This is a genomic window from Actinoplanes sp. NPDC023936 (genome assembly GCF_040639325.1).
GTDB lineage: Bacteria > Actinomycetota > Actinomycetes > Mycobacteriales > Micromonosporaceae > Actinoplanes.
Map to the genome: position 1 here is coordinate 25,075 of NZ_JBEZZR010000051.1, position 13,422 is coordinate 38,496.

Below are 13,422 nucleotides of genomic sequence, written 5' to 3' on the forward strand. Positions count from 1 at the left end.
GTCAGCCCGCGACCCGGACGTCGAGCAGGTTGATCATGTCGTGGGAGTTCGAGTCGCCGAGTCCGGTGAAGCCGTCGCGGACCACCAGCGTGTCGGTGGGGTTGGAGACGTTGATCGAGACCTGGGCCGCGGCGATCTTCGTCTGGGCCTGCTCGTAGAGCGCGCACCGGGCCGCCTCGTCCGGCGTGGCGAGAGCGTTCGCGACCAGGCCGTCCACCTCGGGGTCGCCGTAGTTGCCGAAGTTGGAGCCCCGGCCGATCATCTCGGAGGTGTAGGTGCGGGCCAGGATCGTGCCGGCGTCCGGGTAGAGCGGGAAGTCCGACATGTAGAACAGGTCGGGCGTGGTTTCCGGCTTGGCGAGCTGCGCGATGTACGCCGGGTAGGTGATCTGCTTGAGGTCGAGCGTCACGCCGATGTCGGCGAGGTTCGACTTGAGCAGCGTGGCCGCCTGGATGTGCGCGGGGTTCCAGGTCTGGTACTCGGCGACGAGCGAGAGCCCGGTGGCGCCGGCCTCGGCGAGCAGCTGCTTGGCGCGGGCCGGGTCCTGGGCGGACGCGGGCAGTTCGGGCCGGCAGCTCAGCGTGGCCGGGAGCGGTCCGGTGGCGACCTTCGCGCTGCCGCCCTCCACGTTGGTGACGAAGCCCTGGTAGTCGAAGGCGTAGGCGAGGGCCTGGCGGACCCGTACGTCGGAGAGCTTCGGGCTCTTGGTGTTGATGAAGAAGTAGTTCTGCGCGGACGAGGCGCGCTGCACCACCCGGAAGCCGGGGTTGTTCGCGAACGTGGCGGCGTCGTCCTTGCTCTGGATCGCCGCGTCGTACTGGCCGGCGAGCAGCCCGTTGCGGGCGGTCGCGCCGTCGGCCACGTTGCTGAGCACGATCCGCGCCGGGCGGCCGTCCTGCTTCGCCCAGTGCTCCGGGCGCAGCTTCATCCGGATCTCGGTGCCCTGGCGCAGCGACTCCAGGGCGTACGCGCCGCTGCCGGCCGCGTTGGCGGCCAGCCAGGCCTGCCCGCTGTCGGTGCCCTCGTGCTGCTTGACCAGCGCGGAGTTCAGGATGAAGACCTTGCTGAGCGCGCCGACGAAGACCGCGTTCGGCCTGGTCAGGTCGATCTTCACCTCGGTGTCGCTGACCGCCGTCGCGGACTTGTAGTCGTTGATCAGCGACGCGACGCCGGTGCCGACCTTCCTGGTCCGGTCCAGGGTGTAGACGACGTCGGCCGCGCGCAGCGGGGTGCCGTCGGCGAACGTCACGTCGTCGCGCAGGGTGAAGGTCACCGACGTGGCGTCCGGCGCGACGGTCCACTTCGTGGCGAGCCGCGGCTGGAGCTTCCCGTCGCGGGTGTAGTCGACGAGCGTGTCGTAGAGGGCGTTGTCCGGCACCGAGTTCTGGGTCTGGTCGGCGAGAACCGGGTCGAGCGTGCCGATGGCGAACCCGAACACGAGGTCACCGGTGCCACCGGCGGTCGTGGTGGCGGATCCGCCGGAGGCGCATCCGGCGATCGCGAGGGCGGCGGCGAGGGGCAGGGCGATCAAGGGGGAGCGATACGGCATGTTCGTCTCCTTAGGAGGTCACAAGGCCTGCCGGGGCAGCGCCTTGGGATACCATCCTGGGAAGCAATGAGGACCTCCTCAAGAAATTAGAAGTAACGTTCTTGTAAACGCGGCTCCCGAAACTACGCTTAAACTGGGCAAACGCTACTGAGATATCAGCGAAGGCCGACCTCGCGGTATACCAAGGTTTCTGACTACGATGCCGTGGTATCCCAACCGCTCGGAGGATGCGCATGATCGCGGACGATGACCGCCCGCTTCCCGACCAGATCTACGCCGCGCTCCGCGAGCGGATCATCACCGGTGAGCTGCCGCCGGGCCGGCGGCTCGTGGAGCGCGACCTGGCCGCCGATCTCGGCGTCTCCCGGATTCCGCTGCGGGCCGCCCTGCCACAGCTCGAAGCGGACGGCTTCATCACCACGACACCCCGGCGGGGCGCGGTGATCGCCCAGCTCACGCTCGAGGACATCGAGGAGCTTTTCGACGTACGGGAGAAACTCGAACCGATGGCCGCGGAGCTGGCGGCGAGGCGCCTCGGCGCGCCCGGCGTCACCCTCGACCGGGCTGAAGTGATCATGGCGCGGAGCGAGGCCGCCCTCTCCTCCGGCGACGAGCAGGCCGCGGCGGCCGCCAACGTGGCGTTCCACCGGGAGCTGATCGCGTTACCCGGTCACCGCCTGCTCGGACACCTGATGCAGCCGCTGATGGGCCGCCTGGAGTGGCTGTTCCGGCTCACCGCGGACCGGGACATCGCCGCGCAGTGCGCCGAGCACCGGGGCATCCTCACCGCGATCCGGGCCGGCAACGGCGACGTCGCGGCCGCGCTGGCGTTCGCGCACGTGGCGTCCGGCCGCGAGCCGTCGATCGGCAAGCTGCGCAGCCGGCTGCCCTCGCTCAGGGCTTCCGGGCCTGGAGGAACGCCGTGACCATCGCGACCAGATCGTCGACGATCTCCACCCAGTTCCCGTCGCCGGGCGCCTCCACCTCGCTGCCCAGCCCCATCCACCGGGACAGCGCGCTGTAGACGATCACGCAGCTGGACGTCACCGCGCGCTCCGGGTCGGGATGCCCGATCTCCCCGCGCCGCGCCAGCAGCACCGCCGCGAACCCGGCCGCCATCTGATCGAAAGCGGCCTTGCCGCGTGCGCCGATCATGTGGTCCCGTTTGGCCATCCGCATGAACGGCCCGATCACCGGACCGTGCGCCCGCAACACCTCGGACATCGTCCGGACGGCCCGCTCCACCGCCTCGGGAAACGTCTCGGCCGCGGGGCCGGGCCGGGCGAACGCCGCTTCGGTCTCCTCGGCGATCCGCGTCATGGCCCGCCCGTTGACGATCCGCAGCAATTGGTCCTTGCTGTCCACCCGCCCGTAGATCGCCCCGGTCGAGACACCGGACCGCTTGCTCACCTCGCTCAGCGTGAACTCGTCCGAGCCGCGCTCCACCAGCAGCGACAGCGCGGCGTCCAGGGCCGCGTCGAACGACACCCGGCTGCGCTCCTGCTTCGGCTTGCGGGCCGGCGACTCCAGGTTCGGCATCCGATGAAAATACCCTGCCGTCTTTTCAACCGTACAGTTGAAAGACTAGGGTGCGGGTGAGTCAACGCCGACCCCTGGAAGGAAGCCACCGATGTCGCTTTCCGATCTGACGCCCGCCGACCGCCACCGGCGGATCGCCGGCGAGTTCACCGCCCGCGTCCAGGGTGTGAAGGACTGGCACTCCCCCGCGCCCGTCGACGGCTGGACCGCGCGCGACGTGGTCCGCCACCTGGTCGAGTGGCTGCCCGGCTTCCTCGGCTCGTCGGCCACGCTGCCGCCGGCTCGGAGCGTGGACGAGGACCCGGCCGGAGCCTGGCAGGCGCACGCCGACGGGGTGCAGGCGCTGCTCGACGACCCGGCCGCGGCGGGGCGCACGTTCACCAACCCGCACATCGGCGAGATGCCCCTCGCGAGCGCGATCGACCGGTTCTACACGTCCGACGTGTTCATGCACACCTGGGACCTGGCCCGGGCGACCGGCCAGCACGACCGGCTCGACCCGGGGTTCAGCGCGCTGCTGCTCGGCGGGATGGAGCCGATGGAGCAGATCATCCGGTCGTCGGGGCAGTACGGCCCGCGGGTTCCCGTCCCGGACGACGCCGACGCACAGACCCGGCTGCTCGGCTTCATCGGCCGCGACCCGAACTGGACCGCCTGAGGGTTGATCGACGCGGCCCGGGGTACCGGGCGCACATGCGTCTCACCGTCAACGAGGTCGAGCACGAGCTCGACCTCGACCCCCGGACCACCGTGCTGGACGCGCTGCGCGAGCACCTCGACCTGACCGGCGCGAAGAAGGGCTGCGACCACGGGCAGTGCGGCGCCTGCACGGTGCTGCTCGACGGCCGGCGGGTGAACAGCTGCCTGTTGCTCGCGGTCGCCTGTCAGGACGCGCGGATCACCACGATCGAGGGACTCGACGACCATCCGGTGCAGCGGGGATTCCTCGACCACGACGGATTCCAGTGTGGTTACTGCACGCCCGGCCAGATCTGCTCGGCGGTCGGGATGCTGGACGAGGTCGCACAGGGCCGGCCCAGCGCGGTGACCGGAACCGGCGACGGCGACCTGCTCAGCGACGCGGAGATCCGGGAGCGGATGAGCGGGAACCTGTGCCGCTGCGGCGCCTACCCGAACATGGTCCCGGCGATCCGGCAGGCGGCGGGGATCGGGCAGGCGGCGGGCCGATGAAGACGTTCGAGTACCGCGCCGCGACCGGCGTGGACGACGGGCTGGAGCCGGGCGCGATGTTCCTGGCCGGCGGCACGAACCTGGTCGACCTGATGAAGCTCGGCATCGCCACCCCGGACGTGCTGGTGGACGTGCGCGGGCTCGTCCCGGACGAGATCACCGAGCTGCCGGACGGCGGGCTCCGGATCGGCGCCGGGGTGCGCAACAGCGACCTCGCCGCCGACCCGCGCGTGCGCACCCGGTACCCGGCGCTCAGTGAGGCGCTGCTCGCCGGCGCCTCCGGTCAGCTGCGGAACATGGCCACGACCGGCGGAAACCTTCTGCAGCGCACCCGGTGCCGGTACTTCATGGACGCCACCAAGCCGTGCAACAAGCACACTCCGGGCAGCGGCTGCCCGGCCCGCGAGGGCGATCACCGCAACCTGGCGATCCTCGGCGGCTCGCCGGCGTGCATCGCCACCCACCCCTCGGACATGGCCGTCGCGCTGGCCGCCCTGGACGCCGTCGTGGAGACGAGCGCCCGCCGGATCCCGCTCACCGAGCTGCACCGGCTGCCCGGTGACGCGCCGGAACGCGACACGGTCCTCGACCACGGCGAGCTGATCACCGCTGTCACGCTGCCGGCCCTGCCGATGGCCGCGACCTCGGGATATCGCAAGGCGCGGGACCGGGCCTCCTACGCGTTCGCGGTCGGCTCGGTGGCGGCCGCGCTGGACGTCGAGGACGGCGTGGTCCGCGACGTCCGGCTGGCGTGGGGAGCGGTGGCGCCGAAACCGTGGCGCGCCCGGCTCGCCGAGGAGCAGCTGCGGGGACGGCCGGCCACCCGGGAGGCGTTCCTGGCGGCGGCGGACATCGAGTTGGAGGACTCTCGGGTGCTGCGCGACAACGCGTACAAAATCGGTCTGATGCGCAACCTGACCGCCTGGATGCTGGAAAAGCTGGCGGGAGTGACGCGATGACCGCGACCCTGCCGGGCGCCGTCGGCGCTCCCCTCGCGCGGCTGGAAGGGCCGCTGAAGGTGACCGGCGCCGCGAAGTACGCCGCCGAGTATCCGCAGGATGACGTCGCCTACGGGTGGATCGTTGCGTCGCCGGTGCCGCGCGGGCGGCTCGTCGACGTGATCACCGATCCGACCGATGACGCGATCGCGGTGCTGTGGCACGGCAACGCGCCGGAGATCGCCGCGACCGACGACCCGGAGCTGGCGGTCCTGCAGTCGGAGCGGATCAGTTATCGCGGCCAGCCGGTGGCGCTCGTCGTGGCGGACACCCTCGAGGCGGCCCGGTACGCGGCGCGGACGCTGCGGCTGGAGATCGAGGCAGAGGAGCACGACGCCTCCCTGCGAATCGATCATCCAGACCTGTATACGCCGGAGAAGGTCAACCCGGCGTTCCCGGCGGAGAGCGTGATCGGCGACCCGGACCAGCCCGGACTCGTCGACGTCGTCTACTCCACGCCGGCCCTGCACAACAATCCGATGGAGCCGCACGCCACGATCGCCCGCTGGGACGGTGACCAGCTGACCGTTTTCGACTCCAATCAGCATCCGTCCGGGATCGCCGCCACCCTCGGTCAGGTCTTCGGCGTGGAGAACGTCCGGGTGGTCACCGAGCACGTCGGCGGCGGCTTCGGCTCCAAGGGCACCGCCCGCCCGAACGCGGTCCTCGCCGCTCTGGCCGCGAGGGTCACCGGCCGGCCGGTGAAGCTGGTGGTCACCCGCCAGCAGATGTTCAGCATCGTCGGGCACCGCACGCCGACCATCCAGCGGATCCGTCTCGGTGCCGACCCCGACGGCACAATGACCGTGATCGATCATCAGGCGTACTCGCAGAGCAGCCGCCTGTTCGAGTTCGCCGAGCAGACCGCGGTGTCCACCCGGCACATGTACGCGGCACCGAACCGCCGTACCGGCCACCACCTGGTCCGCCTCGACATGCCGACACCGCGCTGGATGCGCGCGCCCGGCGAGGCGCCGGGCATGTTCGCCCTCGAATGCGCCGTCGACGAGCTCGCCACCGCCCTCGGCATGGACCCGATCGAGCTGCGGATCCGCAACGAGCCGGCCGCCGAGCCGGAGAGCGGCACGCCGTTCACCAGCCGGCACTACGTCGACTGCCTGCGTCAGGGCGCGGAGCGCTTCGGCTGGGCCGATCGCGACCCGCGGCCCCGGCAGCGGCGCGAGGGCGACTGGTGGATCGGCACCGGGGTGGCCGGCGCGACCTATCCGACGATGGCCCAGCCGTCGACCGCGCGGGTCCGCGCGCTGCCCGGCGGCGGCTTCGAGGTGGCGATCGGCGCCGCCGACCTGGGCACCGGCGCGCGGACCGTCCTCACCCAGATCGCCGCGGACGAGCTCGGCGTGGGCGTCGACCGGATCACCATCCGGATCGGCGACAGCACCCTGCCGCAGGCGTCGGTCGCCGGCGGCTCGTCCGGCAGCGCGTCGTGGGGCTGGGCCGTCACCGGCGCCTGCCGCGCGCTCCGCGAGAACGGCGGCGACCAGGCCGTCTTCGACACCACCGAGCTCATCGCGGAGCAGGAGAAAGAGGGACGGCACGCCTTCGGCGCGCACTTCGCCGAGGTACGCGTGGACGCCGTCACCGGCGAGGTCCGGGTGTCCCGCCTCTTCGGCATGTACGCGGCCGGCCGCATCCTGAACCCGCGCACCGCCCGCAGCCAGTTCCTCGGCGGCATGATCATGGGAATGGGAATGGCGCTGCACGAGGAGGGCGTGCTCGACCCGGCGTTCGGCGAGTGGGTCAACAACGATCTGGCCGGCTACCACATCCCGGCACACGCCGACGTGGAGGAGATCGACGCCGCCTGGCTCGACGAGCACGACGACCAGATCAACCCGATGGGCAGCAAGGGCATCGGCGAGATCGGCATCGTCGGCTCCCCGGCCGCGATCGTGAACGCGATCTGGCACGCCACCGGCATCCGCGTCCGCGACCTCCCGGTCCGCCTCGACAAGCTCCTCGGCGGACTGGGTCTTTAAAGGGTCAGTCTTCGATCTCCAGAACGAGCCGGCCGCCGTCCACCTTCTCGTACCACGCCGGATGCCGGGTCATCACGTCCACATCAAGCTCCAGCGCCAGCCACGCCGCCGACGCGCAGTCCACCCGGCCCGTCAACGCCCGGAGCCCGACCAGCATCTCCCAGTCGTCGGCGTCATCAACGATCAAGAAGGTGGCGGGATGGGCAAGCAGCAGGTCAAGCCGTTCCCGATCGATCATCGCGGTCTCGTGGCCCGCCTCGACAAGGCACCACATGGGGATGATCGCAGCCCCCTCCTCGTCGTTGAGCTCCGCGAGGATCTCACCGACGGCAATCGAGCCGCGCACCCAGGAGGTGACTGCACTGGTGTCGAGCACCAGCCGGGCGGTGCGCGCCTGCGTCACGCCTGACCGGCGCGCAAGCGCGCGATGAAAGCGGCGCGAGCGTCGTGATCCCGGGCTTCTGCCGACTCCTGCAGACGGAGGCGAGCACGTGCCTTGCCTTCGGCCGTGACGTCCATACCCATCCGGGTGTGGATCTCGTCCAGGCTGAGCTTCGAACGGGTGTCCTGCTCCATGCCCCGAGCCTAACCGCTGCGGCGTGATTCCGGTCCCTGCGTGATACGAACGGGTGTACCTCAGGGACGGATCGGCAGGGGCGAGACGGTCTTGGTGACGCCGAAGGCGAAGGTGGTCGCGATCGAGGCCAGCGCCGGGATGGTGCGCAGGCGGGTGCGGACGAAGTTCTCGTACGAGGTGAACGAGCGATCTCCCGGCCGTGCGACTCCAGCGTGATCCGGACGAACGCGGTGATCGGCAGGCCGACCGCCTCCTGGTCGATCACCGCGCGGTACCCGGCGATCACGCCGGCCTCCTCGAGGATCCGGACCGCGGAGCAGGTCGGGCGGGTCGCGGCCGCCCTGACGAGCCGGCTCCCCGCCTGACCACCCACCACGATCCCGTGCCGGGCCGGGCCGGGCCGGGCCGGGCCGGCCGGATCGGATCGGCGCGGATCGGATCGGATCGGCGCGGCGCGGCGCGGCGCGGCCGGGGTCATGCTGACGCGCGGATGACCAGGGTGGGCTGGAAGATGACTGATCGCGGGGACCGGGTGGGAGTGTCGATGTGGGCGAGCAGCAGCGCGGCCATCTCGGCAGCCATCTCCTCCACCGGCTGGCGGACCGTGGTGAGCGGCGGGCGGCACTCCAGCGCCGCGCTCGAATCGTCGAAACCCACCACGGCGACGTCCTGCGGCACCCGGCGGCCGCGGTCCTGGACGGCACGCAGCGCGCCCTCGGCCATCAGGTCGCTCGCCACGAACAGGCCGTCGATCGCCGGGTGCGCGTCGAGCAGCGCATGAGCGGCGGCTTCCCCGCCGGCGCGGGTGAAGTTCCCGGTCACGGCGGGGATCCCCGGGTCGGCCAGATGAGCCCGGAACCCGTCGAGACGCTCCGAGCCGGCCGGGATGTCGAGGGGGCCGTTGATCGTGGCCAGCCGGCGGCAGCCCCGGGAGAGCAGATGCGCGGCGGCGAGCGCTGCCCCGCGTCTCTGGTCGACGTCGACGTAGCTCACCGGCAGCGGGCCGGGCGGGCGGGACGACAGCACCGCCGGGATGCCCAGCGCGTGCACCTGCGCCGGCAGCGGGTCGTGCTCGTTGCTGCTGATCAGCAGGACGCCGTCGACGTGCCCCTGCCGCAGGTAGCGGACCACCTGGTGATGATCCGCCACGTCGGTGGGCACGACCACCAGGTGCACGTCGTGCGGGCGCAGGGCGCTCGTCGCGCCGGCGGTCACCCGGCCGAAGTACGGGTCGGTGAAGATCCGGTTGAGAAAGGAATGGTCGTCGGGGCGGTCCGGTTCGCTGATCACCAGCGCCACCGAGTTGGACCGTCGGGTCACCAGGCTCCGGGCGGCGACATTGGGAACGTACCCGGTCTCGGCGACCGCTCGCTGGACGGCCTCGCGGATCGCGGGGGCCACCGAGGCCGCGTTGTTCATGACCCGGGAGACGGTGGCCCGGGAGACCCCGGCCGCGGCCGCCACCTGGTCCATGGTCGGCTGCCGCGGTCGCGAGATCATGCAGACTGTTCTATGGGAAACTCGACCACCATCGCCACCCCGGGGTCGCGCGCTTCGGCGACGGCAGTGCCGCCGTGCGCCTCGGCGAGCTGCCGGACGATCCAGAGGCCGAGCCCGACGCCCTGCGGCCCGCCGACCGCGAACTGGCCGAACAGCCGGGTCCGCAGCTCGTCCGGGATGCCCGGTCCGTGGTCGCGGACCTCCAGGCGGTCGGCCGTGGCGGTGCGGGTGATCCGGACGACCACGGGTGGCTTGCCGTACCGCAGCGCATTCGTCACCAGGTTCAGCAGAATCTGCTCGAAGCGCTGCTTGTCGACGTACAAAAGAAGGTTTTCATCGATGTCGAACCGGATGTCGGCGTCGGCCCGGACATAGGTGAGGGCGTCCTTCACCAGGCCGGGGGCGGGATGCGGCGCTCGGTCGAGCTTGAGATGGCCGGAGCTGTCGATCCGGTCGAGGTCGAGCAGGCCGTCGGCGAGGCGGGACATCCGGTCGGTCTGCCGCAGCGCCGCGTCCAGCATCTTCTGGTCGTCCGGGGTGACGGTGAACTGGAGCTCGTCGAGAACGTTGCGGACGATGCTCAGCGGTCCCCGGATGTCGTGCGCGAGGGTGCTGACCATGCCGGAGCGCCACTGTTCGATGCGGGCCAGCCGTTCCCGGTCGTCGCGCAGGTGGCGGGCCTGCGCCTCGATGAGCAGCGCCACGGCGATCGCGATCGGCATCAGGACGAACGCGCTGCCGATCACCATCGGCGGCTGACCGGTGATGATCAGTGGCACGAGGTAGGCGAGCGTCGCCGGCACCAGGTAGGCGAGCAGGATCCAGCGCGGGAAGTGCAGCGCCGCCCACGCGTAGAGCAGCACCAGGAAGGGGCCGGTTCCGGTGGCGACTCCCCCGAACGACCAGGTGGAGATCCCGATGACGGCGAATCCGGCCACGCCGATGAGCGCGGGGAAGAGGCCGGACCAGGGCAGCAGCAGGGCGACGGCGGCGAGGACGAAGTCGCAGATCGCGACCGTCACGAGGCGGTCGGCGCGACCGGGATCGTTCACGATGCCGAGCAGGGCGAGGAGGCCGGCGACCAGGATGAGGACGCCGGCCTGGCGGGCCGCTGCTCGCGGCCCCGTTCCCAACAATCTGAAAGGCCCCTTTTGCACCAGTAACGAGGCTATCCCTCAGGGCCGTCCGTCGGTCCCGCACTTGATGATCGGACGAATACAGTCGTTCACCCGGCGCGCCATCTCGTCGGCCGGCCAGGCGTTGAAGAAGTCGCCGTGCATCGTGTAGCCGCCGCCCGACGCCAGCCGGAATCGCGACGGGTCACCTGACACGGGGTACCGCATCACCTGCCGCAGCTTCGGCACGATCACCGGGTGGCTGGCCGGGCAGGCGTTGCCGACCGGGTACGCCATGTGGCTCTGGTGATCCGCCGAGTCGAGATTGCGCCCGTCCCAGCAGTGCGGGAAGTCGAGGTATGACTCCAGCATCGTGCCGGCCGGGCAGGTGACGAAGTCCGGCGACGAGCCGACGTGCCCGGCGTGCAGGCATGACCAGCGCGAGATGGTGTTGTCGGCCGGTCCTGTCGCTTTCGCGTTGCCCGCCATGATCCGCAACCCGACCGGCAAGGGCTGGGTCTGCGCGATCAAGTCGTCACGAACGCCTTCACCGAGGTAGTAGAAGATGCCGGTCGTCGGCTCGACGGGCATGTTGTCAACATAGAGCGTGGGAATCCAGTAGCTTGACTTGTCAATAGATGGATTGCAGTTGCTGTTCGCGCTCATCAAGTCGTCAACAGTTGTCAACGCGTTCGTCACGGTGCTGCCGAAGAAGCTGTGCATGTGCGACGCGCCCGGCAGGTTCGGGAAGACGATCGGGTCGTCCGGCAGCCGGTGACTGAACGGGCAGTCCGCCAGGAACTCGGCGACCCGCACGACGGGACCCGCCGACACGGAACCCGCCGACGCCGCGGGCGATGTCGGAATCGGATTGATCAACAGAAGAGCGGCGGCGGCGACAACCGCGAGCAGGCGCCTCATTGGTAGACCCGCACGTAGTCGACGAGCATCCGGGACGGGAACGGGGTGGTCGTGTCAATCGGCCCGGGGAAGTCGCCGCCGACGGCCAGGTTGAGGATCAGATAGAACTTGTGGTCGTAGATCCACGGGCCGCGGGTGTTCTCCACGGTGTCCTTGTTCGCGGTGAAGACCAGGGCGTTGTCGAGGAAGAACCGGATGCCCTTGCTGTCCCACTCGGCGGCCCACGTGTGGAAGTCCTGGGACAGGTCGACCGTCGCGTACTTCTGGCCGTACCCACCGGCGCCGCTGTACGCCGGCGCGTGCAGCGTCGAGTACGCCTCGCTGGTGTTGCGGCCGAGGACCTCCATGATGTCGATCTCGCCGTTGTACGGCCACGGTCGTCCCTGCAGGAAGTCCTCGCCCATCATCCAGAAGGCCGGCCACAGCCCGTTGCCCTTCGGCACCTTGATCCGCGCCTCGATCCGGCCGTACTGGACGTGGAACTTGTTGCTCGTGTTCATCCGGTGCGAGGTGTACTGCCGGCCCTGGTAGTCCTGCCGGCGTGCCTCGACGACCAGCTGACCGTCGCCGTTCATCGCGGCGTTCTCGCTGTTCGGCGTGTAGTACTGCACCTCGCCGTTCTGCGGCACGCCCGGGTCGTAGGTCCACTTGGCGGTGTCCGGCTTGCTGCCGGCCGCGCCGTTGAACTCGTCGGAGAAGACCAGCCGGGTCGCCGGGAAGACCGGGTCGGCCGGCTTCGCGGGCGGCGCTGTCGGGCTACCGCCGGTGCCGTAGACGCTGAACTCCCAGAGGGAGTACCCGTAGGCGCTGCTGCGGGCGGTGCCGTACATCCGCACGTAGCGGCCGGTGCCGGTGGCGTTGATGACGTCCTTCAGCCCGTCACCGGTGGTCGTGGAGTAGATGGCCGACCAGGTGTTTCCGTCCGCGGAGACCTGGATCTGGTACGCGCGGGCGTACGCCGGGTCCCACTGGAGCACCACCTGGCTGATCTGGGCGGTGGCGCCCAGGTCGACCTGGATCCAGCCGGGGTCGACCCAGCCGGTGGTAGGACTGGTGGCCCAGCGGCTGGCGGGGTCGTTGTCGAACGCCCGGTCGGCGGTGCACGGGTTGCACTGCGGATCGTTCTGCTCGGACGAGGCGCGGGCCGGTTTGGCGTACGACAGCAGGCCGCCGCCCGGAGTCGTCGTCGACCCGGCGTAGACCTGGAACTCCCAGAAGGAGTATCCGTACGCCTCCAGGGCTCGCTGGGTCAGGTTGATCCGGACATAGCGGGCGGCTCCGCTGAGCGGGATGCTCTGCTGACCGCCGGTCGCCGTGGTCGTGGAGTAGGCGTTCGTCCAGGTCGTGCCGTTGTCGGAGAGTTGCAGGGTGAAGGCCTTCGCGTAGGCCGCCTCCCAGGTGATCGCGACCCGGCTGACCGCGGTGGACGCGCCGAGATCGATCTGGAACCACTGCGCGGCGGCGAACGCGCTGGACCAGCGGGTGCCGTTGTCGCCGTCGACCGCGGCGGTGGCGGGGGTGCCGGCCGACTCGCTGGACGAGGCGGTGGCCGGCTTGTTCTGCGAGACGAGGACTTCGGCGGCCACTGCGGGGACGGCGAGGAACGCGGTGAGCAGGCCGCCGAGGGCGGCGGACAGCAAGAGGCGACGCATACGGGACTCCTCGGGGATGGGGAACGGTGCGTGAAAGCGCTCTCTTGCCCGCCACTGTGAACCGGGCACTGAAGGCTGTCAATGCTCGACGAACGGCCGGGAAGCGCTTTCCCAGTCAAGGGCAAAGGCATAGGACCAGGTCATCGGGGTACGGGTGAAGCAGAGCGCCCGCAGGTTCCGGAACCTACGAGCGCTCCCACAGCGCCGACCCGAGATCGATCCGCGGCCACGCCGCGTCAACCCGGTCGGCACCCGGCCGGCATACAGCGCGGCCGGCGGGACGACGCGGAACGAGAGGGCGGCGCGCGCCGGGGCGACTGCGGTCGATCCGAGGAGCATGGCGACGAGCGCGACGAGAAAGGGCAGCCGTTCACTCATGA

General features: G+C 70.4%; 15 protein-coding genes. 6 read left to right on the forward strand and 9 right to left on the reverse strand.

Annotation, left to right across the window (positions count from 1 at the left end; genetic code table 11):
• Nucleotide 1: 1 nt before the first annotated feature.
• Nucleotides 2–1,549 (reverse strand): ABC transporter substrate-binding protein, encoded by a 1,548-nt coding sequence (locus tag AB0F72_RS38145; protein WP_360442669.1) that lies wholly within the window; start codon nucleotides 1,547–1,549, stop codon nucleotides 2–4.
• Between the two features lie 233 nt (nucleotides 1,550–1,782).
• Between AB0F72_RS38145 and AB0F72_RS38150 the strand changes: the two genes are divergently transcribed.
• Nucleotides 1,783–2,475: a GntR family transcriptional regulator gene (locus AB0F72_RS38150; RefSeq protein WP_360442672.1), complete on the forward strand. Its 693-nt coding sequence runs from the start codon at nucleotides 1,783–1,785 to the stop codon at nucleotides 2,473–2,475.
• Here AB0F72_RS38150 and AB0F72_RS38155 read toward each other — a convergent pair.
• Nucleotides 2,444–3,088: a TetR/AcrR family transcriptional regulator gene (locus tag AB0F72_RS38155; RefSeq protein ID WP_360442675.1), complete on the reverse strand. Its 645-nt coding sequence runs from the start codon at nucleotides 3,086–3,088 to the stop codon at nucleotides 2,444–2,446. The genes AB0F72_RS38150 and AB0F72_RS38155 overlap by 32 nt on opposite strands.
• A gap of 91 nt (nucleotides 3,089–3,179) precedes the next feature.
• Between AB0F72_RS38155 and AB0F72_RS38160 the strand changes: the two genes are divergently transcribed.
• The 4 genes from AB0F72_RS38160 to AB0F72_RS38175 are packed head-to-tail and all read left to right on the forward strand — an operon-like array spanning nucleotide 3,180 to nucleotide 7,277.
• A complete protein-coding gene (locus AB0F72_RS38160) occupies nucleotides 3,180–3,746 on the forward strand; it encodes a TIGR03086 family metal-binding protein (protein WP_360442678.1) in 567 nt (188 codons plus the stop codon).
• A 35-nt stretch (nucleotides 3,747–3,781) separates the two neighbouring features.
• A complete protein-coding gene (locus AB0F72_RS38165) occupies nucleotides 3,782–4,279 on the forward strand; it encodes a 2Fe-2S iron-sulfur cluster-binding protein (RefSeq protein ID WP_360442681.1) in 498 nt (165 codons plus the stop codon).
• Nucleotides 4,276–5,238, forward strand: coding sequence for a xanthine dehydrogenase family protein subunit M (locus AB0F72_RS38170; RefSeq protein WP_360442684.1), 963 nt, complete (start codon nucleotides 4,276–4,278; stop codon nucleotides 5,236–5,238). Before AB0F72_RS38165 ends, AB0F72_RS38170 begins: the two co-directional genes overlap by 4 nt.
• Nucleotides 5,235–7,277 carry a xanthine dehydrogenase family protein molybdopterin-binding subunit gene (locus AB0F72_RS38175; RefSeq protein WP_360442687.1) on the forward strand — a complete coding sequence of 681 codons (2,043 nt, stop codon included), beginning with the start codon at nucleotides 5,235–5,237 and terminating at the stop codon, nucleotides 7,275–7,277. Before AB0F72_RS38170 ends, AB0F72_RS38175 begins: the two co-directional genes overlap by 4 nt.
• A gap of 4 nt (nucleotides 7,278–7,281) precedes the next feature.
• On the opposite strand, the gene AB0F72_RS38180 is transcribed toward AB0F72_RS38175, so the two are convergent.
• Complete coding sequence (locus tag AB0F72_RS38180) at nucleotides 7,282–7,680, reverse strand: hypothetical protein (protein WP_360442690.1); 399 nt, start codon at nucleotides 7,678–7,680, stop codon at nucleotides 7,282–7,284.
• Nucleotides 7,677–7,853: a hypothetical protein gene (locus tag AB0F72_RS38185; protein ID WP_360442693.1), complete on the reverse strand. Its 177-nt coding sequence runs from the start codon at nucleotides 7,851–7,853 to the stop codon at nucleotides 7,677–7,679. Before AB0F72_RS38185 ends, AB0F72_RS38180 begins: the two co-directional genes overlap by 4 nt.
• 213 nt (nucleotides 7,854–8,066) lie before the next feature.
• Here AB0F72_RS38185 and AB0F72_RS38190 point away from each other — a divergent pair, with 213 nt between their 5' ends.
• Entirely contained in the window at nucleotides 8,067–8,219 is a 153-nt protein-coding gene (locus tag AB0F72_RS38190) for a hypothetical protein (protein WP_360442696.1), read from the forward strand.
• A 109-nt stretch (nucleotides 8,220–8,328) separates the two neighbouring features.
• On the opposite strand, the gene AB0F72_RS38195 is transcribed toward AB0F72_RS38190, so the two are convergent.
• From AB0F72_RS38195 to AB0F72_RS38215, 5 genes are all read right to left on the reverse strand, one after another.
• Entirely contained in the window at nucleotides 8,329–9,354 is a 1,026-nt protein-coding gene (locus tag AB0F72_RS38195; protein WP_360442698.1) for a LacI family DNA-binding transcriptional regulator, read from the reverse strand.
• Nucleotides 9,351–10,490: a HAMP domain-containing sensor histidine kinase gene (locus tag AB0F72_RS38200; protein ID WP_360442701.1), complete on the reverse strand. Its 1,140-nt coding sequence runs from the start codon at nucleotides 10,488–10,490 to the stop codon at nucleotides 9,351–9,353. Before AB0F72_RS38200 ends, AB0F72_RS38195 begins: the two co-directional genes overlap by 4 nt.
• A 39-nt stretch (nucleotides 10,491–10,529) precedes the next feature.
• Complete coding sequence (locus AB0F72_RS38205) at nucleotides 10,530–11,303, reverse strand: DUF1996 domain-containing protein (protein ID WP_360442704.1); 774 nt, start codon at nucleotides 11,301–11,303, stop codon at nucleotides 10,530–10,532.
• Between the two features lie 83 nt (nucleotides 11,304–11,386).
• Entirely contained in the window at nucleotides 11,387–13,042 is a 1,656-nt protein-coding gene (locus AB0F72_RS38210) for a discoidin domain-containing protein (RefSeq protein WP_360442707.1), read from the reverse strand.
• 78 nt (nucleotides 13,043–13,120) lie between these two features.
• A complete protein-coding gene (locus AB0F72_RS38215) occupies nucleotides 13,121–13,420 on the reverse strand; it encodes a hypothetical protein (protein WP_360442710.1) in 300 nt (99 codons plus the stop codon).
• Between the last annotated feature and the right edge of the window lie 2 nt (nucleotides 13,421–13,422).